The sequence below is a fragment of the Streptomyces sp. NEAU-YJ-81 genome (assembly GCF_017592595.1).
GTDB classification, from domain to species: domain Bacteria; phylum Actinomycetota; class Actinomycetes; order Streptomycetales; family Streptomycetaceae; genus Streptomyces; species Streptomyces hygroscopicus_B.
Window position 1 is genome coordinate 53373 of record NZ_JAGFNO010000006.1, and the last position, 20934, is coordinate 74306.

At 70.5% G+C, this 20934-nt stretch carries 22 protein-coding genes; 14 read left to right on the forward strand and 8 right to left on the reverse strand.

Going from position 1 to position 20934, the window contains the following annotated elements; all coding sequences use genetic code 11:
* The first annotated feature begins 8 nt into the window (after positions 1–8).
* Complete coding sequence (locus J5X86_RS16405) at positions 9–1187, forward strand: acetyl-CoA C-acetyltransferase (RefSeq protein ID WP_078643692.1); 1179 nt, start codon at positions 9–11, stop codon at positions 1185–1187.
* Positions 1188–1314: 127 nt separating this feature from the next.
* Positions 1315–2274 (forward strand): methylmalonyl Co-A mutase-associated GTPase MeaB, encoded by a 960-nt coding sequence (gene meaB, locus J5X86_RS16410; RefSeq protein WP_208517563.1) that lies wholly within the window; start codon positions 1315–1317, stop codon positions 2272–2274.
* Positions 2275–3070: 796 nt separating this feature from the next.
* Here the strand turns inward: meaB and J5X86_RS16415 are convergent.
* A complete protein-coding gene (locus tag J5X86_RS16415; protein ID WP_208517564.1) occupies positions 3071–3685 on the reverse strand; it encodes a PepSY domain-containing protein in 615 nt (204 codons plus the stop codon).
* Positions 3686–3798: 113 nt separating this feature from the next.
* On the opposite strand from J5X86_RS16415, the gene J5X86_RS16420 reads away from it, so the two are divergent.
* Positions 3799–4455 carry a response regulator transcription factor gene (locus J5X86_RS16420; protein WP_208517565.1) on the forward strand — a complete coding sequence of 219 codons (657 nt, stop codon included), beginning with the start codon at positions 3799–3801 and terminating at the stop codon, positions 4453–4455.
* A complete protein-coding gene (locus J5X86_RS16425) occupies positions 4448–5836 on the forward strand; it encodes a cell wall metabolism sensor histidine kinase WalK (RefSeq protein ID WP_208517566.1) in 1389 nt (462 codons plus the stop codon). Before J5X86_RS16420 ends, J5X86_RS16425 begins: the two co-directional genes overlap by 8 nt.
* Here J5X86_RS16425 and J5X86_RS16430 read toward each other — a convergent pair.
* The 4 genes from J5X86_RS16430 to J5X86_RS16445 form a co-directional block, all read right to left on the reverse strand.
* Entirely contained in the window at positions 5833–6309 is a 477-nt protein-coding gene (locus J5X86_RS16430; protein ID WP_014054954.1) for a MarR family winged helix-turn-helix transcriptional regulator, read from the reverse strand. The genes J5X86_RS16425 and J5X86_RS16430 overlap by 4 nt on opposite strands.
* A 94-nt stretch (positions 6310–6403) precedes the next feature.
* A complete protein-coding gene (locus J5X86_RS16435; RefSeq protein ID WP_208517567.1) occupies positions 6404–7084 on the reverse strand; it encodes an AIM24 family protein in 681 nt (226 codons plus the stop codon).
* Positions 7081–7731, reverse strand: a complete 651-nt coding sequence (locus tag J5X86_RS16440; RefSeq protein WP_208517568.1) for an AIM24 family protein — start codon at positions 7729–7731, stop codon at positions 7081–7083. The genes J5X86_RS16435 and J5X86_RS16440 overlap by 4 nt, the downstream gene beginning before the upstream one ends.
* On the reverse strand, positions 7731–8369 hold the full coding sequence (locus J5X86_RS16445) for an AIM24 family protein (protein WP_308124580.1): 639 nt from the start codon (positions 8367–8369) through the stop codon (positions 7731–7733). Before J5X86_RS16445 ends, J5X86_RS16440 begins: the two co-directional genes overlap by 1 nt.
* Positions 8370–8538: 169 nt before the next feature.
* Between J5X86_RS16445 and J5X86_RS16450 the strand changes: the two genes are divergently transcribed.
* Together J5X86_RS16450 and J5X86_RS16455 are read left to right on the forward strand one after the other, a co-directional pair.
* Positions 8539–8883 carry a DUF3817 domain-containing protein gene (locus tag J5X86_RS16450; protein WP_208517570.1) on the forward strand — a complete coding sequence of 115 codons (345 nt, stop codon included), beginning with the start codon at positions 8539–8541 and terminating at the stop codon, positions 8881–8883.
* On the forward strand, positions 8880–9173 hold the full coding sequence (locus J5X86_RS16455; protein WP_020868372.1) for an MTH1187 family thiamine-binding protein: 294 nt from the start codon (positions 8880–8882) through the stop codon (positions 9171–9173). The genes J5X86_RS16450 and J5X86_RS16455 overlap by 4 nt, the downstream gene beginning before the upstream one ends.
* 15 nt (positions 9174–9188) lie before the next feature.
* On the opposite strand, the gene J5X86_RS16460 is transcribed toward J5X86_RS16455, so the two are convergent.
* Positions 9189–10178: a DUF5937 family protein gene (locus tag J5X86_RS16460; protein WP_208517571.1), complete on the reverse strand. Its 990-nt coding sequence runs from the start codon at positions 10176–10178 to the stop codon at positions 9189–9191.
* Between the two features lie 80 nt (positions 10179–10258).
* Between J5X86_RS16460 and J5X86_RS16465 the strand changes: the two genes are divergently transcribed.
* The 4 genes from J5X86_RS16465 to J5X86_RS16480 all read left to right on the forward strand — a co-directional run bounded on the left by J5X86_RS16465 (position 10259) and on the right by J5X86_RS16480 (position 14429).
* Complete coding sequence (locus tag J5X86_RS16465; RefSeq protein WP_208517572.1) at positions 10259–11614, forward strand: MFS transporter; 1356 nt, start codon at positions 10259–10261, stop codon at positions 11612–11614.
* A gap of 43 nt (positions 11615–11657) precedes the next feature.
* Complete coding sequence (locus tag J5X86_RS16470) at positions 11658–12167, forward strand: MarR family winged helix-turn-helix transcriptional regulator (RefSeq protein WP_208517573.1); 510 nt, start codon at positions 11658–11660, stop codon at positions 12165–12167.
* A 54-nt stretch (positions 12168–12221) separates the two neighbouring features.
* Positions 12222–12554 (forward strand): DUF3817 domain-containing protein, encoded by a 333-nt coding sequence (locus J5X86_RS16475; RefSeq protein ID WP_208517574.1) that lies wholly within the window; start codon positions 12222–12224, stop codon positions 12552–12554.
* A 138-nt stretch (positions 12555–12692) separates the two neighbouring features.
* Positions 12693–14429 (forward strand): methylmalonyl-CoA mutase, encoded by a 1737-nt coding sequence (locus J5X86_RS16480; protein WP_208517575.1) that lies wholly within the window; start codon positions 12693–12695, stop codon positions 14427–14429.
* Here J5X86_RS16480 and J5X86_RS16485 read toward each other — a convergent pair.
* Complete coding sequence (locus J5X86_RS16485; protein ID WP_208517576.1) at positions 14405–15079, reverse strand: TetR/AcrR family transcriptional regulator; 675 nt, start codon at positions 15077–15079, stop codon at positions 14405–14407. The genes J5X86_RS16480 and J5X86_RS16485 overlap by 25 nt on opposite strands.
* A gap of 138 nt (positions 15080–15217) precedes the next feature.
* On the opposite strand from J5X86_RS16485, the gene J5X86_RS16490 reads away from it, so the two are divergent.
* The 4 genes from J5X86_RS16490 to J5X86_RS16505 all read left to right on the forward strand — a co-directional run bounded on the left by J5X86_RS16490 (position 15218) and on the right by J5X86_RS16505 (position 19369).
* Positions 15218–16189: a tetratricopeptide repeat protein gene (locus J5X86_RS16490; RefSeq protein ID WP_208517577.1), complete on the forward strand. Its 972-nt coding sequence runs from the start codon at positions 15218–15220 to the stop codon at positions 16187–16189.
* Between the two features lie 562 nt (positions 16190–16751).
* Positions 16752–17369: a DUF6230 family protein gene (locus J5X86_RS16495; protein WP_078643726.1), complete on the forward strand. Its 618-nt coding sequence runs from the start codon at positions 16752–16754 to the stop codon at positions 17367–17369.
* A 136-nt stretch (positions 17370–17505) separates the two neighbouring features.
* Positions 17506–18036 (forward strand): DUF6114 domain-containing protein, encoded by a 531-nt coding sequence (locus J5X86_RS16500; RefSeq protein WP_208517578.1) that lies wholly within the window; start codon positions 17506–17508, stop codon positions 18034–18036.
* On the forward strand, positions 18014–19369 hold the full coding sequence (locus J5X86_RS16505; RefSeq protein WP_208517579.1) for a hydrogenase expression protein HypF: 1356 nt from the start codon (positions 18014–18016) through the stop codon (positions 19367–19369). Before J5X86_RS16500 ends, J5X86_RS16505 begins: the two co-directional genes overlap by 23 nt.
* 111 nt (positions 19370–19480) lie before the next feature.
* Here J5X86_RS16505 and pyk read toward each other — a convergent pair whose 3' ends face one another.
* Entirely contained in the window at positions 19481–20908 is a 1428-nt protein-coding gene (gene pyk, locus J5X86_RS16510) for a pyruvate kinase (RefSeq protein ID WP_078643731.1), read from the reverse strand.
* Between the last annotated feature and the right edge of the window lie 26 nt (positions 20909–20934).

A 20934-nucleotide genomic window follows, 5' to 3' on the forward strand; every position in this document is an offset into this window, starting at 1 on the left:
CGACCTCTGTGATGGTGGCGGGCGCCCGGACGCCCATGGGACGGCTGCTCGGCGGCCTGCGCTCGTTCTCCGGCGCGGACCTGGGCGGAATCGCGATCAAGGCCGCGCTGGAGCGGGCCGGAGTCGGCGCCGAGCAGGTGCAGTACGTGATCATGGGGCAGGTGCTCCAGGCGGGCGCCGGGCAGATTCCGGCCCGGCAGGCGGCGGTCAAGGCCGGCATCCCGATGAGCGTGCCCGCCCTCACGATCAACAAGGTCTGCCTCTCCGGGCTGGACGCGATCGCCCTGGCCGACCAGCTCATTCGCGCGGGCGAGTTCGACATCGTGGTCGCGGGCGGGCAGGAGTCCATGACCAACGCCCCCCATCTGCTGCCCAAGTCCCGCGAGGGCTACAAGTACGGCGCGGTCGAGATGCTCGACGCGATGGCGCACGACGGGCTGACCGACGCCTTCGAGTCCATCGCCATGGGCGAGTCCACCGAGAAGCACAACACCCGGCTGGGCATCCAGCGCCCCGAGCAGGACGAGTTCGCCGCCCAGTCCCACCAGCGGGCCGCCGCCGCCCAGAAGAACGGCCTCTTCGACGCCGAGATCACCCCCGTGGAGATCCCGCAGCGCAAGGGCGAGCCGGTGGTCTTCGACAAGGACGAGGGCATCCGCGGCGAGACCACGGCCGAGCTGCTGGGCAGGCTGCGGCCCGCGTTCGCCAAGGACGGGACGATCACGGCGGGCACGTCGTCGCAGATCTCGGACGGGGCCGCCGCGGTCGTCGTGATGAGCAAGGCCAAGGCCGAGGAGCTGGGGCTGGAGTGGATCGCCGAGATCGGCGCCCACGGGAATGTGGCGGGACCCGACAACTCCCTCCAGTCCCAGCCGTCCAACGCGATCGCGCACGCCCTGGGCAAGGAGGGGCTGACGGTGGACGATCTCGACCTCATCGAGATCAACGAGGCGTTCGCCGCGGTCGCCGTGCAGTCGATGAAGGATCTAGGTGTTTCCCCCGAAAGGGTGAATGTGAATGGGGGCGCGATTGCCCTCGGCCACCCCATCGGGATGTCCGGTGCGCGGATCGCGCTGCATCTTGCGCTGGAGCTGCGGCGGCGTGGGGGCGGGACCGGGGCGGCGGCGTTGTGCGGTGGGGGTGGGCAGGGGGATGCGCTGATCCTGCGGGTGCCGGCGGGGGAGTAGGCGGTTGCCCCTGGGGGCCTGGGTTCGGTTGCGGTTGCGGTTCCGCTTGCGGGGCTTGGGTTTCCCTGTAGGGCCTCGGTTTCCGTTGTGATGTAGCGATGATGGAGCGGTAAGGAGTACGGCACCCATGGCTGATGTGCCCACGCTGGTGGAGCAGGCGCGGCAGGGGCGGCCGCGTGCGGTCGCCCGGCTCATCTCGCTGGTCGAGGGTGCCTCGCCGCAGCTCCGCGAGGTGATGGCCGCGCTCGCTCCGCTGGCCGGGGGCGCGTATGTGGTCGGGGTGACCGGCTCGCCGGGCGTCGGCAAGTCCACGTCCACCTCCGCGCTCGTCTCCGCCTACCGGCGGATGGGCAAGCGGGTGGGCGTCCTCGCCGTCGACCCCTCCTCGCCGTTCTCCGGCGGGGCGCTCCTGGGCGACCGCGTACGGATGTCGGAGCACGCCTCCGACCCCGGCGTCTACATCCGCTCCATGGCCACGCGCGGCCATCTCGGCGGGCTCGCCTGGTCGGCCCCGCAGGCCATCCGGGTGCTGGACGCGGCCGGGTGCGATGTGGTGCTGGTGGAGACGGTGGGCGTCGGTCAGTCCGAGGTCGAGATCGCCGCCCAGGCCGATACGAGTGTGCTGCTGCTCGCGCCGGGGATGGGGGACGGGATCCAGGCGGCCAAGGCCGGGATCCTGGAGATCGGCGATGTGTACGTGGTCAACAAGGCCGACCGGGAAGGGGCCGATGCCACGGCCCGCGAGCTCAACCACATGCTGGGCCTGGGCGAGGGGCGGGCGCCGGGGGACTGGCGGCCGCCGATCGTGAAGACCGTGGCGGCGCGCGGCGAGGGGATCGATGAGGTTGTCGAGGCGCTGGAGAAGCACCGTGCGTGGATGGAGGAGCGCGGGGTGCTCGCGGAGCGCCGGATGCGGCGGGCGGCGGGCGAGGTCGAGACGATCGCGGTGACGGCGCTGCGGGAGCGGATCGGCGATCTGCACGGGGATCGGCGGCTGGGGGCGCTCGCGGAGCGGGTCGTGGCCGGTGAGCTGGATCCGTATACGGCGGCGGATGAGCTGGTGGCCGGGGTGACGGAGCGGGGATGACGGGTGCGCCTGGGTGCGTGGGCGTGGTGCCCGGGGTGCGCTTCGGGTGCGCCCGGGGTGCGTTGTGGGTGCGGGGCCGGGGCCTCCGGGGCGGGGCCCTGGACCGTATATTTACGGCGCCATTGACCGGAGGCGTGGAGTTGGTCGGAGATTGGCGCCACAAATACACGTAAGCGTCCAGGACCCCACCCCTGCGACCCCGCCCCCTCCCGTCTCGCTGGCGACCGCGCCCCGGTGGCACCGGGGTGCCTGTACGTCCTGCGTTCAGCTCGGGGGTCGGGTGTTGGGTGGGGGGTGGGTGCGACCCCGTCCCCTCCCGCCGTCTCGCGGCTGCCCGCCGGTGGCACGGGGCACCTGTCCGTCCTGCGTTCACCCCAGGGGCCGGGTGTTGGGTGGGTGCGGCCCTGTCCCCTCCCGTCTCGCTGGCGACCGCGCCCCGGTGGCACCGGGGTGCCTGTACGTCCTGCGTTCAGCTCGGGGGCCGGGTGTTGGGTGGGGGTGGGTGCGACCCTGCCCCCTCTCGCCGTCCCACGGCTACCCGCCGGTGGCACGGGTGGTGTGGGTTCCGGATCGTCCGGGGCGGAAGATTCAGCCCCTCCGGCGTTTGAGGAGCGGGGTCCGGGGCGGAGCCCCGGCGGGGGTGAGGGGGCGGAGCCCCCTCCTTCGGGAAGGGGCGGGGTGGGGGTTATCCGCCGGAGGCGTCCACGGTCCGCACTCGGTGTTCGGTCCCGGGGCCGGGTGTTGGGTGCGGCCCCGTCCCCTCCCGTCTCGTCTCCCGTCTCGTCGGCGGCTCTCCCTAGTCGTCGTCGCCGTCGTCGTCGGACGGGGCCTGGGTGACCTTGCCGGACTGGGCGTTCACGTTCAGGTCACGCTCCTTGTGGTTCTTGACGGTCTCGACCTCCCACACCGGGGTGCGGTCGCCGTCGAACTCCACAGAGGTCACGGTGCCGCTGGACGCGGCCTTCCGGGCCGCCTCGGTGGCCGAGACGTCGGCGTTCCGCAGGGCCTTGGCCTCGGCGGCGTCCTCGGCGTCGGTGTCCCTGTCGATGTGCTGGTTCAGGACCTTGGCGTTCGACGCGTCCAGCGTGACCTCGTGCCACTTGCCGTCCTTGCCGAGGATTTCCGCGTCCCAGGTGGTCCGGGCGCCGTGGTCCAGGTCGAGGGAGTCCAGCGTGCCCGGGACGGCCTTGAGCGCGGCGTGCGCGGCGTCGGAGAAGGATGCGCGGGCGGTGGTCCCGGACGCGTGGGCGGCGTCGGAGAAGGACTCGCCGGCGGTGGTCCCGGCCGCGTCGGCCGCGTGGGTGGTCGGCGCCCCGGTGGACGAGGACTGGGTGCCCGCCACGGCGACCGCCGTGCCGCCGGTGAGCAGGGCGGCCGCGGCGACGGATGCGATGACGATGTTGCGCTTCATGAGGGTTCCTCCCCGGGTCGTGTTCGGACGTCAACCACCATCGGGGAGCGATGCTGAAGCTGAGCTGAAGCCGCCTGAAGAGATCTTCAGGTTCGCTTTGGGAAGCTGGTCGTATGCGTTTGCTGATCGTGGAGGACGAGCGGCGGCTGGCCCTGTCGCTGGCCAAGGGGCTGCAGGCCGAGGGGTTCGCCGTGGATGTCGTCCACGACGGGCGCGAGGGGCTGCACCGTGCGCGGGAGGGCGACTACGACCTGATCGTTCTCGACATCATGCTGCCGGGGATGAACGGCTACCACGTGTGCGGGGCGCTCCGGGCGGCCGGGAGCGATGTGCCGATCCTGATGCTCACGGCCAAGGACGGCGAGTACGACGAGGCCGAGGGGCTCGATACCGGCGCCGACGACTATCTGACCAAGCCGTTCTCGTACGTGGTGCTGGTGGCCCGGGTGCGGGCGCTGTTGCGGCGGCGGGGGGCCGGGGCCTCACCGGTGGTGCGGGTCGGGGAGCTGTCGGTGGACCGGGGTGCGCGCAGGGTGGAGCGGGGTGGCGATGAGATCGCGCTGACCGCGAAGGAGTTCTCCGTACTGGAGCAGTTGGCGCTGCGGCCGGGGGACGTGGTCTCCAAGGCCGAGATCCTGGAGCACGTCTGGGACTTCGCGTACGACGGCGACCCCAATATCGTCGAGGTGTACATCAGCGCGCTGCGCCGCAAGCTGGGCGCCGGGTTGATCGAGACCGTGCGGGGAGCGGGGTACCGGCTCCGTGGGTAAGGTCTTCGGTTCCGTACGGGCGCGGGCGGCGCTGGGTGCGACCGTGGTGGTCGCGGTGGCGCTGGTGGCCGCGGGGCTCGCGGTGCTCGGGGTGTTGCGGAGCAATCTGGCGGACCGGGCCGAGGTGGATGCCGGGGCGACCGCCCGGGCCGTCGCCTCGAAGGTCGCCGGTGGGGTGGCGTACCGGGAGCTGGACCTCGGGGACGACACCCCGGTGCAGATCGTGGACGAGGACCACCGGGTGCGCGCGGTCAGTGACGATCTCCAGGCCGTGACGGGCACCGGCAGTTCCTCGGTGCGGCCTGTTCCGGCGCCCGGCGAGGACGATGACGACGACGGCGCGGGGGAGGTCTCCTCGACCCCGGAGTACAGCGCCGGTACGGCCCGGATCGACGGCGAGAGAGCGGAGTACCGCTGGGCGGCCCTGGAGGTCACCGATGCCCGCGGTGAGGACGTCACGGTCTACGCGGGCGCCCCGCTGGCCACCGAGCAGGGCGCGGTGGGCACCGTGCGGCAGGCGATGCTGATCGGGCTGCCGCTGCTGCTGGTGGTCGTGGCCGGGGTGACCTGGCTGGTGACCCGGCGCGCGCTGCGGCCCGTGGAGGGCATCCGGCGGGAGATGGCCGCCATCACGGCGAGTACGGATCTGTCCCGGCGGGTGCCCGTGCCGGGGTCGCACGACGAGGTGGCGCGGCTGGCCCGGACCACCAACGAGACGCTCACGGCGCTGGAGGCGTCGGTCGAGCGGCAGCGGGCCTTCGTGGCGGACGCCTCCCATGAGCTGCGCTCCCCGGTGGCCTCGCTCCGCACCCAGTTGGAGGTGGGCGCCGCCCATCCGGAGCTGCTGGACCTGGACGGCGCGGTGGAGGACGTGGTGCGGCTGCAGCGGCTGGCGGCCGATCTGCTGCTGCTGGCCCGGCTGGACGCGGGGGAGCGGCCCGCCCACGCGTCGGTGGCGCTGGACGCCCTGGTGCGCGAGGAGCTGGCCCAGCGGCTGGGGGACCGGGTGCCGGTGCGTGCGGAGGTGGCTCCGGTGGCGGTGCCGGGCTCGCGCGGGCAGCTCGCCCGGGTGCTGGGCAATCTGGTCGACAACGCGCAGCGGCATGCCCGGGGCGGGGTGCGGGTGGCGGTGCGCGAGGAGGGCCGGTGGGCCGTGCTGGAGGTCGCGGACGACGGCGCGGGGGTGCCCGAGGGCGAGCGGGAGCGGATCTTCGAGCGGTTCGTACGGCTCGACGACGCCCGCAGCCGCGACGATGGCGGGGCCGGGCTCGGCCTCGCCATCGCGCGGGACGTGGCGGTGCGCCACGGCGGCACCCTGGCCGTCCGGGCGGCACCCGAGGGCGGTGCCCTGTTCGAGCTGCGGCTGCCTGCGGGCCCCTAGACCCGGCCCCGCTGGGCGCGCAGATGCTCGGCGACGGGCACCAGCGATCCGTACAGCGCCTTGAGGTCCTCCGGCGCGAGCAGATCGATGAAGTGGTTGCGCACGGACGCCACATGGTGGGGTGCGACCTTGCGCATGGTTTCCCAGCCGTGCTCGGTCAGCACGGCGTACAGCCCCCGTCGGTCGGATTCGCAGTTCTCGCGGCGGACCAGGCCGGCGTTCTCCATCCGGGTGATCTGATGGGACAGCCGACTCTTGGACTGCAGGGTCGCGGAGGCGAGGTCGCTCATCCGCATCCGGCGGTCCTCCGACTCCGAGAGGTTGACCAGGATCTCGTAGTCGTTCATGGTCAGGCCGAACGGCTGCAGGTCTTTTTCGAGCTGGTAGGTCAGCAGTCGGCTGACATCCAGGTGGGTGCGCCACGCGCGCTGTTCCTCATCGCTGAGCCAGCGCGTGCCGTTCTCGGTCTCCATGGGATGTATTCTACCTATAGAAGTTGAATTCCGAACCAATGGATGTATCGGGCTAGAGGTCACCTGTTCGACGTTACACTCCGCACGCTCGCGCTCACGAACCGGTACCCCCTGTCTCGCCAACCGATATCTCGGCGACGACTTGCTCGGTGGACTGCAGTAGTACGGTCCCCGCGCCCACGAACTCGAACTGGTGCTCCTCGCCCGAGGCGCCTCCGATCCCCGTGCGCGACCTGATGGCCCCGAGAAAGCCGCGCAGATACTGGTGGTCATAGTGGTGGCACGGTGTCGGGCAGTCCGCCCAGCCCACCAGCGCCTGCGGATCCACCCGGATCGGCGGCTCCATGAAGACCACGGGCCCATTGGAGGCGGCCACGAACTTCCCGGTGCCGATGAGGGTGAGGAAGCCCGGGACGATGGACTGCTTCAGCGACAGCGACGGCTGGAAGGCCAGCAGATTGCCGGACCGGATGGACAGGTTGCCGTCGTCCAGGTCATAGGAGTTGACGTCGAAGGCGCGGTCCGCGAGCACCATCTTTCCCTTGCCCTCGGCCACCACCCAGTCCGCCGCGTGCAGCGGGGAGTGGAAGCTGTACGCGATGAGGTGGTCGAGGTGGCCGAGCCCGACGCCATGGAAGTCGATCTGCCCGTAGTAGGCGACCATCTTCCCCTTCTGCAGGAACCACTGGCCGTTCAGGTCCACGCTGAAGGCGTACGGATTGATGTTGTCGTCGACGGGCAGCGTCCAGGCGTCGTGGATGACGGGGCCGTTCACAGCTTCTCCTCCGATGCCTGGACATAGACCATGCCGGTGCCGGACAGCTCCAGTTGGAACGCCTCGCCCGAGCCGCGGCCCACCATTTCGCGCCAGCCGATCGCCGTCGAGAGCTTATTGCGAACATCACCCCGGTGGGCGACATAGGCTTGCGGATCGACATGCACCGGACGTCCCGGGCCGATCGGCAGTTCCAGCACCCCGCCGTGCGCCATGACCGCCGCGGAGCCGTGCCCCTCCAGGGTGGTGGTGAACAGGCCCTGTCCGGTGACCTGGCCGCGCACCATGCCCATCACCCCGCCCTGGGAGCCCAGGAACATCGTGCCCTGGCGCAGCGAGCCGTCGAAGGCCAGCAGCCGGTCCGACTCCACATAGAGGGTGTCGCCGACCAGGTCGATCACCTGGACGTGATGGCCGCCGTGCCCGAACATCACCGTGCCCTGGCCCTCGACGGTCATCAGCGGGGTGTCCTCGTCGGCTATCCGCCGCCCGATCATCCCCCGCACCCCGCGCTGCCCGCCGGTGATGCTGGGGGTGAACCGTACGTCCCCGCGGTACGCGAGCATCGCGCCGCGCTGGCTGAACAGGGTCTGCCCCGGCAGCACCTGGGCCTCGACCATGCGAGAGGTGAGCAACCTGAACGGCATCAGATCTCACCTCCGATGGTGTTCCGCTCGCTGGGCTGGACATAGACCAGCCCGTCGCCCTCGAAGCGGATCTGGAAGGACTCCCCGCCGCTTTCGCCTATCAGCGCCCGGAAGTTCACCCCCGCCTGGAAGTGCTGCTTGAGACCGCCGGTGTGGGCGAGGTACGCGCCCGGGTCGACCTGCAGCGGGGTCTGCGGGGTGACGCGCAGCACGATCGCCGTGCCGGCCGAGACGAGCGCGGCCTGGCCGGTGCCCTCCACAGTCGTGGTGAACAGGCCGTTGCCCTGGGAGGAGCCGCGCAGCCCGGTGAAGGAGGCGCCGGTGCGCAGCGCGGCGTCCGTGCACAGCAGATTGCTGGACTCCACATAGAGCTTCTCGCCGTGCAGCGACACCAGGTTGATCTCGCTCGCCCGGTCGGCGAAGTAGCACGTGCCGTGCCCCTTCACCTCCATGACCGCCATCTGCTCCCCGGTGAGCCGCCGGGTCACCATCCCGCGCAGCCCCTCGCCGCCGCCGGTCTTCTTCTTGAAGGTCATATCCCCCTCGTAGGCGACCATCGCGCCGTTCTTGGCCTTCACGGAGTCGCCGGTCAGGTCGACCGCGAGCACCCTGCTTCCCTGGAGCCGAAACTGAGCCACGGAGCCGACGGTAGCGGGCTCTGACATCGGCGGACAGGGAGCGCCGGGGCGTGGGGTGCCCCCCGGGCCATGATCGCCCGCGAAGCTGCGACAATGGGCGCAGGCTTGTGCATTGATTCACAAGCCGGTCTGTGTTCTGCCGTACCCCTCTTCACACGAAGGTGCTCTCGTGGACTTCAAGACCGCCACCGCGCTGCGCCGGCTCCGCCTGGTCTCCGCGCCCGAGGCCGTGTCGTTCCTGCTGCTGCTCATCTGCTCGGTGCTCAAGCGCACCTCGGACTTCAACGCGGTGCCGGTGATGGGCATGGTGCACGGCGTGCTCTTCATCCTCTACGTGGTCTTCTGGGCGGACGCCTGGAACCGCACCAAGTGGAAGTGGCAGACCGCGGTCCTGTACTTCGTCCTCTCCGTCCTGCCCACCGGCGGCTTCTTCGCCGAGCGCAAGCTCAAGCGGGAGACCGAGGCCGGTGTGATCGCGGCCCGCGCCCGTAAGGAGGGCGTGGTCAACGCATGATCGTCGCCTTTTCGGTGACGCCGCTGGGCGTCGGCGAGGACGTGGGGGAGTACGTTGCCGACGCGGTGCGGGTGGTCCGTGAGTCGGGGCTGCCGAACCGTACGGACGCGATGTTCACCTCGATCGAGGGCGAGTGGGACGAGGTCATGGACGTCGTCAAGCGCGCCGTCGCCGTGGTGGAGGCGCGGGCGCCCCGGGTCTCGGTGGTCCTCAAGGCCGATATCCGCCCGGGCGTCACGGACGGTCTGACCTCCAAGGTCGAGACGGTCGAGCGTCATCTGTCCGACTGACCGCCTCGGGGCCCCTCAGCCTCCGCCCACCAGGGCCATGCCGAGCGGTGTGCGCTCGTACAGCACCTGATGGCCCTGGCGCCGTGAGCTGAGCAGTCCGGCTCCGCGCAGCACCGCGAGATGGGCCGAGACCGACGAGGGCGCGAGGCCGAGGCGGGCGGCCAGGGCCGAGGTGGAGGCGGGTTCCTCCAGAGCGGCGAGGACCGCCGCGCGGCCCGCGCCCAGGAGGCGTACGAGCGCGTCCCTCCCCTCCGCGTCCGGCTCCCGCCACAGCCCGCCGACCCCGCGCGCCGGATAGATCACCGTGGGCTGCCACGGCGGGGCGAAGCCGCTCACCACATCCGGCCAGACGAAGACGCTGGGCATCAGCAGCACCCCCCGGCCGTTGAGGTCCTGCGTCCGGGCGGGGCTCGCGGAGGTACGGATGGTGAGCGTGCCGTCGGTCCAGTGCAGCGCGGGCCGCAGATCCGCGAACAGCCGCTCCAGGCCGCCGTCGGCCAACTGCCGTGAGCGATAGCCGATATCGGCCTCCAGCAGGGCCCGCAGCCGGGGCCAGTCCGGTGCGACCAGGGCCCGCCAGGCCCGTTCGGTCACCTCGGCCAGCCGCTGCACGGCCCGCGCCGGATCGGCCAGCATCGCCCGGCCCCGCGGGGACTCGGCGGCCCCCGGCGTGCACGCCAGGGACAGGACCAGCTCACGGTGGGCGGCGGCCGGGTCCGTGGCCCGCATCCGCGCCAGCTCGTCCTCGAACGGTGCGTACGGCACCTCCGGCGGCGGACCCAGGAAGTCCGGGGTGTAGCCGCCCCGGCCCGGCATCAGCAGCCACAGCTCCGACAGATCGAGCCCGGCCACCGCCTCCCGCACCCGCCGCAGCCAGGGCAGGTGGTACCCGTGCCGCTCGGTCCGGCGCAGCGTGCGCACCGCCTCGTGCGTCTGGCACAGGGGCGAGATGGCGAACCGGCAGCGCAGCAGATCGCCGGCGCCGAAGTTCATATGCAGTGGCATGGCGTCGCCCCCCGATCACGAAGATTCGGCTCAGGCCGAAACACTAGAGCCCGCCCCGCCCGTACGGGCACGCTTCCGGCATGGCAACGCCCTCCGGGCCCGGTACGACGGGCCCTCTCGAGTCGCGCCCCGACGCGCACGCCTCCCGACCCGAGCTCGCGCCCGGTGACGACCAGGGGCCGTCGCGGGGTCCGGGGGGCGTTGGCTACGGCGCGGTGTTCGCGGTCCGGGAGTTCCGGGCCGTCTTCGCCGCGCACCTGGTCTCCATGCTCGGCGAGGTGGTCGGCCAGCTCGCGCTGTCCGTGCTGGTCTATCGGCTCACCGGATCGCCGCTGCTCAGCGCCCTGACGTTCGCCACCTCGATGCTGCCGTATGTGATCGGCGGCGCCCTGCTGTCCTCCGTCGCCGACCGCTTCCCGGCCCGCCGGGTGTTGGTGATCTGCGATCTGGTGCACGCCGGATGCGTGGCCGCCATGGTGGTGCCGGGGATGCCGGTGGCAGCGCTGCTCGCGCTGCGCTGTGTGCCCGCCGCGATCTCGCCGGTGTTCAGCGGGACCCGGTCGGCGACGCTCGGCGACATCCTCGGCGAGGGCGACGCCTTCGTCCTGGGCCGCTCGGTCATCCGGATCACCGCCCAGACCGCGCAGCTCGCCGGGTTCGGGGTCGGGGGGTTGCTGCTCGTCGCCGTCTCGCCGCGGGCCGCGCTGGCGCTCACGGCCGCGGCGCTCGTCGGCTCGGCGCTGGTGCTCCGCTTCGGCACCCGCCGCCGCCCGGCGCGGCAGGTGGCCGGGGGCGGGGCTCCCCCAGCTACCGCTGGGAGGTGCCCCCTGCTCGGGGACTCGCTGAGCGGGATGCGGCGGCTGTTCGCGGACCGCAGGATCCGGGCGCTGATGCTGCTGTCGTGGGTGCCGCCGATGTTCGTGGTGATGCCGGAGGCGCTGCTGACGCCGTACTCCGATGGGCTGGGGCTCGGCTCGGTGGGGCTCGGGCTGCTGATGTGCGGGATGCCGGTCGGCGCGATCGCCAGTGAGGCGCTGGTGGGCTCGCTGCTGGGACCGCGGGCCCGGGCCCGGCTGACGCTGCCGGTCGGCGTCCTCGCGATGCTGCCCGCCCTGGGGTACGCCGTCCGTCCCTCGTTCGGCTGGGCGCTGGCCCTGCAGATGCTGACCGGCTGCGGCATCGCCTACAGCCTCGGCCTCGACCAGTGGTTCCTCGCCGCCGTACCGGACGAACTGCGCGGCCGGGCGATGACGGTGCTGACGGCCGGGCTGATGACCGCGCAGGGCCTTGGCATGGCGGTCTCCGGCGCGGTCGCCGAGTTCGTACCGGTCCATGTCGTCGCCGCGACGGCGGGTGGCTGCGGGGCGCTGTGCTCGCTGCTGGTGGCGCTGGAGGTGCGGCGCACCGTCTCCGGGCCCGCCCGGCCCGAAGTGTGAGATAGAGCTGACCACGATATGACCGGCCGGTAGGGTCGGTGGTGTGCCGAAGCCGCTCAGCCTGTCGTTCGACCCCATCGCCCGTGCCGATGAGCTCTGGAAGCAGCGGTGGGGGTCCGTGCCCTCCATGGGCGCGATCACCTCGATCATGCGGGCCCACCAGATTCTGCTCGGCCAGGTCGACGCGGTCGTCAGACCCTACGGACTGACCTTCGCCCGCTATGAGGCGCTGGTGCTGCTCACCTTCTCCAAGTCCGGTGAGCTCCCGATGTCCAAGATCGGCGAGCGGCTGATGGTCCACCCGACCTCGGTCACCAATACGGTGGACCGCCTGGTCAAATCGGGTCTGGTCGACAAGCGGCCGAACCCCAACGACGGCCGCGGCACCCTGGCCTCGATCACCGACCGGGGCCGTGAGGTGGTCGAATCGGCCACCCGCGATCTGATGGCGATGGAATTCGGGCTCGGGGTCTACGACGCCGAGGACTGCGGCAAGATCTTCGAGCTGCTGCGCCCGCTGCGGGTCGCCGCGGAGGACTTCGAGGACGGCTGACGAAGACCCGGGGGCGGCGAAGATCGCCCCGGAACGGGCGGTTACGCTCAGGGCATGAAACGCAGCGTGCTGACCCGCTACCGGGTCATGGCTTACCTCACCGCAGTGATGCTGCTCGTGCTCTGCACCTGCATGGTGTTCAAGTACGGCTTCGACACGGGCGAGGACCTCACGCTCGTGGTCTCCCAGATCCACGGTGTGCTTTACATCATCTACCTGGTCTTCGCCTTCGATCTCGGCTCCAAGGCCAAATGGCCGTTCGGCAAGCTGCTGTGGGTCCTGGTCGCGGGCACCATCCCGACGGCCGCGTTCTTCGTCGAGCGCAAGGTCACCCGCGAGGTCGAGCCGCTGGTCAGCGGCGCCGAGCCCGCGCCCGCGCAGGTCTGACCAGCGTTTTCCTGCCCTTCCGCGCGTCCCGTCCGGGGCTGGACGAGGCGCGCGGCCGGGGAGTGGAATGTCCTCGTTCAGCCCAATGTGGTGAGTCTCGCGTCGACAATTAGTAGGACGCCCTAGTACTTTTGAAGCATGGACACCGAAGGCATTGAGGCGGGCCGCCGACGGTGGCAGGCCCGGTACGACGCGGCACACAAGCGCGACGCCGCCGGGGGTTTGGGGGCGAAGCCCCCAAGGGATTGGACGCGCTCCACGCTGTCGGGGGACCCCGTCGAGCCGGTCTACGGACCCGCCCCGGGCGACACCGTCGAGGGGTTCGAGCGGATCGGCTGGCCCGGCGAGTTCCCGTACACCCGTGGCCTCTACGCCACCGGCTACCGGGGCCGGGCGTGGACCATCCGCCAGTTCGCGGGGTTCGGCAACGCCGAGCAGACCAATGAGCGCTACAAGATGATCCTCAAGGCGGGCGGCGGCGGGCTGTCGGTCGCCTTCGACATGCCGACCCTGATGGGCCGCGACTCCGACGATCCGCATGCGCTCGGCGAGGTCGGCCACTGCGGTGTCGCCATCGACTCCGCCGCCGACATGGAGATCCTCTTCAAGGACATCCCGCTCGGCGATGTCACCACCTCGATGACCATCAGCGGTCCGGCCGTCCCCGTCTTCTGTATGTACCTGGTCGCCGCCGAGCGCCAGGGCGTGGACGTCTCGCGGCTCAACGGCACGCTCCAGACGGACATCTTCAAGGAGTACATCGCGCAGAAGGAGTGGCTCTTCCCGCCCGAGCCGCATCTGAAGCTGATCGGCGACCTGATGGAGTACTGCTCCGAGGGCATCCCGGCGTACAAGCCGCTGTCGGTCTCCGGCTACCACATCCGCGAGGCCGGGGCGACGGCCGCCCAGGAGCTCGCGTACACCCTCGCCGACGGCTTCGGCTATGTGGAGCTCGGCCTCTCCCGCGGGCTGGACGTCGACACCTTCGCGCCCGGGCTGTCCTTCTTCTTCGACGCGCATGTCGACTTCTTCGAGGAGATCGCCAAGTTCCGCGCCGCCCGCCGGATCTGGGCCCGCTGGATGCGCGATGTCTACGGGGCGAGAACCGAGAAGGCGCAGTGGCTGCGGTTCCACACCCAGACCGCCGGGGTCTCGCTCACCGCCCAGCAGCCGTACAACAACGTGGTGCGGACGGCGGTGGAGGCCCTCGCCGCGGTCCTCGGCGGCACCAACTCGCTGCACACCAACGCCCTGGACGAGACCCTGGCGCTGCCCAGCGAGCAGGCCGCCGAGATCGCCCTGCGCACCCAGCAGGTGCTGATGGAGGAGACCGGGGTCCTCAATGTGGCCGATCCGCTGGGCGGTTCCTGGTACATCGAGGCGCTGACCGACCGGATCGAGGCCGACGCCGAGAAGATCTTCGAGCAGATCAAGGAGCGCGGCCGCCGTACGGTGCCGGACGGACAGCAGCCCGAGTGGCCGATCACCGCCGGCATCCTCCAGGGCATCGAGGACGGCTGGTTCACCGGCGAGATCGCCGAATCGGCCTTCCGGTACCAGCGGTCCCTGGAGAAGGGGGACAAGAAGGTCGTCGGCGTCAACTGCCACGAGGGCTCGGTCACCGGCGATCTGGAGATCCTGCGGGTCAGCCACGAGGTCGAGCGCGAGCAGGTGCGGGCGCTGGGGGCCCGTAAGGCCGGCCGGGACGAGGCCGAGATCGCCGAGGGGCTGGGGGCGCTGGTCGCCGCCGCCCGCGAGGGCTCCAACATGATCGAGCCGATGCTGAAGGCGGTGCGCGCCGAGGCGAGCCTCGGCGAGATCTGCGACGCCCTCCGCGACGAGTGGGGAATCTACACGGAGCCGGCCGGCTTCTGAGCCCCCTCCGGGGCGGGTCCGGCCGCGGCGCCGCCGGAATCCGCCCCGGTCAGTCCGTACAGCAGCAGGTCCGTGAAGTCCCGGGCCCACCGCGGGTCCACCGGTTCCGCGCTGATCATCAGCCGGTGGAGCACCGCCCCGGCGACCGTGTCGAAGATCAGATCCGCGTTGCGGGCCGCCGCCTCCGGGTCCTCCTCGCGCGGCAGCTCACCGCGGAGCCGGGCGCGCTCCCGGCCGACCGTGACCAGCCGCTTCTGCCGGTCCACGATCGCCGAGCGCACCCGGCACCGCAGCGCCTTGTCGTGCATGGCCTCCGCGATGACGGCCATCAGCGCGGTGCCCGTCTCGGGGCGCTCCAGCAGTGACCCCAGCCGGATCACCACGGCCTCCACATCGGCGTGCAGACTGCCGCGGTCGGTCGCGTCCAGGTGCTCGTCGAAGACCGCCGCGATGGCGTCCACCACCAGCTCGCACTTGCTCGCCCAGCGGCGGTAGAGGGTCGTCTTGGCGACCCCGGCGCGGGCCGCCACATCGCCCAGCGTCAGCTTCGCCCAGCCCAGTTCCACCAGGGCGGCACGCGTGGCGCCCAGGATGGCTCGGTCGGCCTCGGCGCTGCGCGGGCGCCCGGTGCGGCGTGCGGACGGGCTCATGCGCGGCACCCTACCCGCCAGTACCGCACACCGTCCCGGGTGAGTTACGCTACGGCTCGTAGCGTAAGGGTGTGCCACGGCCGGGCCATCGGCCGATGCGCTTTTCCCTTCACCGCGGGAAGAGGGGAGGATGGGACCATGCAGCCACGGAACATGTCCATGAGTGGAGTGGTCGACCTCGCCGCGGTGAAGGCGGCCGGAGAAGCGAAGCAGAAGGCGGAGAAGGCGCGGGCCCAGGCGGCCAGCTCCGGGGGCGCTGTCGCGCCCGCCCGTCTGATCTTCAATGTCGACGAAGCGGGTTTTCAGCAGGACGTCCTGCAGCGCTCCACCGAAGTGCCGGTCGTTATCGACTTCTGGGCCGAGTGGTGCGAGCCGTGCAAGCAGCTCGGTCCCATCCTGGAGCGGCTGGCCACGGAGTACGCCGGGCAGTTCGTCCTCGCGAAGATCGACGTCGACGCCAACCAGATGCTCTTCCAGCAGTTCGGCGTCCAGGGCATCCCCGCGGTCTTCGCGGTGATCGCGGGCCAGCCGGTGCCGCTCTTCCAGGGTGCCGCGCCCGAGGCGCAGATCCGCCAGGTGCTGGACCAGCTCGTCCAGGCGGCCGAGCAGCAGTTCGGCATCGTGGGTACGCCTGTTGAACCCGGCGCCCAGGACGAGGGCGCCGAGGAGGCCCTCCCGGAGGTCCCCGAGTCGCCGCAGGAGACCGCGCTCGGCGCGGCCCATCAGGCGCTGGACGCCGGGGACCTGGGCGGTGCGGTGCGGGCGTACCAGAGCGTGCTCGCCGACGACCCCGCCAACGACGAGGCGAAGCTGGGCCTGGCCCAGGCCCAGTTGCTGGAGCGCGTTCAGGGAGTGGACGCCACGCAGGCGCGCAAGGCGGCCGCGGAGAGCCCCGCGGATGCCAAGGCCCAGATCACGGCGGCCGACCTGGACTTGGTGGGCGGTCATGTGGAAGACGCCTTCGGGCGGTTGGTGGAGACGGTGCGTCGTACGGCGGGGGACGATCGGGACGCGGCCCGCGTTCATCTCCTGAGCCTGTTCGAGGTGATCGGCGGTGAGGACCCCCGAGTGGTGGCGGCGCGCAGCGCGTTGGCGCGCGTGCTGTTCTGACCTCGGGCTCCTCAAACAGCACAGCGGCCGCTCTTTACCAAAACTTGGTAAACGCGGTCGCTGTTACTGCCAGTAAATGCGGGCCCGGGCTTTGTCCGGTCTTGGAGTAAATCTCCCTCTCTTTCCGGTCACTGTCCGGCAACCCTGTGTGCCCGATCTCGACCGTCCTGCCGCAGTTCGGTTATCCGTCCGTTACTCGCTAGTAACGAGCCCCTTGTGCCTGAGCCGGGAATGGACCACGATCGGCCAAGCTCGGTCCATCCCCCCGTAGCTCGGCATCCGGTCGGCGCGTCGGTGTGGTTGGGTCCCCACCGGGCAGGCCGGCGGCAGTGGCGTCGGCCGTGGACAGGGGGGTCTCTGCCCAAAAGGCAGGGCCTGTCCAGGAGGTTGCGCGAGATTGCGTGGCCAGTGGTTGTCGCTCGGGGGTGATCGCCGGTGTTGCGGGTGCGGTGTGCGCCTGTGAGACGTGGGCGCTCTCCTTCCCGAGGACGTAGCACTTCTCCCATCCCAGGTCCGGGGCTTCGCCCCGGCCGGAGATGTACGTCCGAGAAGGAGGAAAGTCATGGAGTCCGTGGCTCGTGGCGGCACCAGATGGAAGCGGTTCGCCGTTGTCATGGTGCCGAGCGTTGCTGCCACGGCCGCGATCGGCGTCGCCCTGTCCCAGGGTGCGCTCGCGGCCTCGTTCAACGTGTCCGGTCAGCAGTTCAAGGTCTCGGTCGACCGGCTCGACGGCACCGGGTTCGCGCAGTACGGCGCGCTTGACACCCAGCACGGGGGCAAGAAGATCCCCGTCGCGGTGTCGGCGTTCAAGAGCGCGAAGCTCAAGGGCCTGTGCCAGTCCGTCGTGGTCCCGGTTCCCGTCTTCGGCGATGTGACGCTGAAGCTGACGGCAGGCAACGGCAGCAAGCAGGTCGAGGCCAAAAACCTCTTCATCGATCTCGATCAGCTCGACGCGGACGCCACGTTCCGCGGGATCGACATCGGTGTGGCGGCGGGTGACGCTCATAAGGGTCCCGGCATCAACAAGGGCGATGCGGCCGATCCCGGTTCGTTCGGCCAGCAGGCCGATTCCGCGACGCTGACCGGTGTGAAGCAGACCGCCTGGGCGACCAGTGCGGGCACGTTCAAGCTCTCTGGCCTTTCGATGAAGGTCAGCAAGGGCAAGAACGAGTGCTTCTGATCCGGTGAGCTGAGGGTGAGGGGCCGCGGCGCTGCCCCTCACCCGGGCATCGACCAGCAGCGCGTATGCGCCACGCTAGTACTGCTGTAGAACAACCGCGATCACACCGATCGCCGGCCCCAGGGAGCTGTTTTCGATGAGTGCCGAGTCGCCGGGGGCGAGTGACCGTATCAGCCGTTGGCGGGGGTCCTTCAGGGCATGGCGCTGGCAGCGCCCGTTCTGGGCAGGGCTGTTGAGCCTGCTGGCAGGGCTGCCGATCATGTACTTCCCGTACAACGACGTCAACGCGGGCGGATTCACCATCAACATGTCCACCACCGCCGGATCGGCCTCGCTGATCATCGGCGTGCTGTTGGTGGTCCTGGGCCTGACCATGTGGTTCCAGCCCATGGTGCGGGTGTTCGCCGGAGTCGCCACGATCCTGCTCGGCCTGGTGTCGATCCCCGTTTCGAACTTCGGCGGCTTCCTGATGGGATTCCTGCTCGCGCTGTTCGGCGGCGGCATGAGCATCTCCTGGGCACCCGGTGAGGCTCCCTCCGCGCAGCCGGCCGAGGGGCCGGGAGCAGCGTCAAAGGACGACGGGAACGGTGAGAGCGTGCCGGAACCGGCCGGGGCCGGTTCCGCACCGGATCAGGAAGCCAGGAATGGGAGGCACCGTGCGGGGTGAAGACCGACCCGAGCAGCCGGAGGGAGTGAGCCCGCGCCGGGTCAGAACGGGCCCGCGGCACGCGGCACCGAAGAAGTCGGTACTCACCCGCCTTCAGGTGCCCGCCGGCAAGGCCATAGCGCTGGCCGCGATGCCGACGGCCGTGCTGATGGGCATGGGGCTCACTCCGCAGCTCGCCTCGGCCAACCCCCGGCCCGAGGACCGCTACAAGCCCGGGCCGTGTGTGTCCCAGCCGGACGAGGCGGACAAGGACGACTCCAAGGGCGGCAAGGACGCCTCGGACTCGCAGAGCGACGCCAAGGACAAGGACGACAAGGGCGCCGAGGACTCGAAGGGTTCGCCCGAGAAGGGCTCCCAGGACGGCTCCAAGGGTTCTGAGAAGTCCTCGGACGGCAAGGCGGGCTCGGACGACGACAAGGCCACCTCCACGCCGTCTCCGTCCCGTTCCTCCTCCGCGCCGTCGTCCGGTGCCGGGGACGAGGAGCCGTCGGCCTCGCCGAGCCCGTCGAAGTCCAAGAACCCCCTGGACCCGCTGGGTCTCGGGGACGCGCTCCACGACATCCTGACGCCGGAGGAGAAGGCCAAGGAGTCGGCCGAGCCGAGCGCTTCGCCGAGCCCCTCGTCGAGCGCCGGGCCCAGCTCGTCGCCGTCTCCGTCCGCGTCGAAGTCCAAGAGCTCCGACAAGCCCGCCGATCCGGTCAAGGACACGGTGGACAAGGTGGGCAAGGGCCTCAAGGACACCGTGGACGGGGTGGGGAAGACCGTCGAGGACGCCAAGGACAAGGCGGACAAGGCGCTTCCGAAGCCCTCCTCGTCCGCCTCGAAGGACGCGAACGGCAAGGAGGCGTTCCCCTGCCCGAAGTTCGACGCCGACGCGTACGAGAACGCCGAGACCGAGCCGACTTCGAGCCTGCTGCCCGAGGACCCCTGGACCCTCAAGAGCACCCTGCTGACCCTGCACGGCCTGGACTACAAGGGCATCGTGGAGGTCAAGACGCAGGGCGGCCAGATCAAGAAGGTCCTGAAGTTCACCGCCTCGGGCGTGGACATCAAGGATCTGCACCAGCTCGTGGTGGGCCCGGCCGGGACCACGACCCATGTGCAGGGGCGCGAAGGGTCCACCTCGACCATTCGCAACGGCACGGTGACCATGTACACCGAGGAGCTGAAGGGGAACCTGCTGGGGCTCATCCCGATCACCTTCAGCCCCAAGAGCCCGCCGCCGGTCAACATCCCCGAGGTGTTCTTCACCGATGTCACCGTCACGCAGGCCGGCCAGTTCGGTGGCGACCTGACCATCCCGGGTATGCATCTGTCCAAGACCGGGGAGTGACCCCGCGACATCAAGGACCCGTTCGGGAGCCGCACCCCCCTCCTCCGGGAGGGAAACGACCGTGGGCACCGCCTCCACTCGGAGACGGTGCCCACGGGCGCGTCGGGCGCGTTACTGGCTCGCGCCGCCCAGGTGGTGCACCCGGACCATGTTGGTGGTGCCGGGGACGCCGGGAGGCGAGCCGGCGGTGATGATCATGGTGTCGCCCTCGTTGTAACGGCCCAGCTTCAGCAGCTCGGCGTCCACCAGGTCGACCATCGCGTCGGTGTGCTCGACATAGGGCGCCACGAAGGACTCCACGCCCCAGCTCAGGGTGAGCTGGTTGCGGGTGGCCGCATCCGTGGTGAAGGCCAGGATCGGCTGCTGGGCGCGGTAACGGGAGAGCCGGCGGGCGGTGTCGCCGGACTGGGTGAAGGCCACCAGCGACTTGGCGCCCAGGAAGTCGGCGATCTCGGCGGCCGCGCGGGCCACCGAACCGCCCTGGGTGCGCGGCTTCTTGCCGGGCACCAGCGGCTGCAGACCGCGCGAGAGCAGCTCCTGCTCGGCGGCCTGGACGATCCGGGACATCGTCTTGACCGTCTCGATCGGGTACGAGCCGACCGAGGACTCGGCGGAGAGCATCACCGCGTCGGTGCCGTCCAGGATCGCGTTGGCGACGTCGGACGCCTCGGCGCGGGTCGGCCGGGAGTTGGTGATCATCGACTCCATCATCTGGGTCGCGACGATCACCGGCTTGGCGTTGCGGCGGCAGAGCTCGATCAGCCGCTTCTGCACCATCGGGACCTTCTCCAGCGGATACTCCACCGCGAGGTCACCACGGGCCACCATCACCCCGTCGAAGGCCGCGACGACCTCGGTCATATTGGCGACCGCCTGCGGCTTCTCCACCTTGGCGATCACCGGCACCCGGCGGCCCACCTCGTCCATGACGCGGTGGACGTCCCGGACGTCGGACGCGTCCCGGACGAAGGACAGGGCGACCATGTCGCAGCCCATCCGCAGGGCGAACTTCAGGTCCTCGATGTCCTTCTCGGACAGCGCGGGCACATTGACCGCCGCACCCGGCAGGTTGATCCCCTTGTGGTCGGAGATCACCCCGCCCTCGATGACGATGGTCCGGACCCGGGAACCCTCGACCGCGGTGACCCGCAGCTCGACATTGCCGTCGTTGATCAGGACCTGGTCGCCCTTGGACACATCGCCCGGCAGCCCCTTGTAGGTGGTGCCGCAGATGGTGCGGTCACCCTCCACGTCCTCGGTGGTGATGATGAACTCATCCCCGCGGACCAGCTCCACCGGGCCGTCCTTGAAGGTCTCCAGACGGATCTTGGGGCCCTGGAGGTCGGCGAGGACGCCGACCGCGTGCCCGGTCTCCTCGGATGCCTTGCGGACGCGGTGGTACCGCTCCTCATGCTCCGGGTGGGTTCCGTGGCTCATGTTGAACCGGGCCACGTTCATCCCGGCCTCGATGAGGGACTTGAGCTGGTCGTAGGAGTCGACAGCGGGGCCCAGAGTGCAGACGATTTTGGAACGGCGCATGAGGCTGATCCTATCGGTTTGTTTCG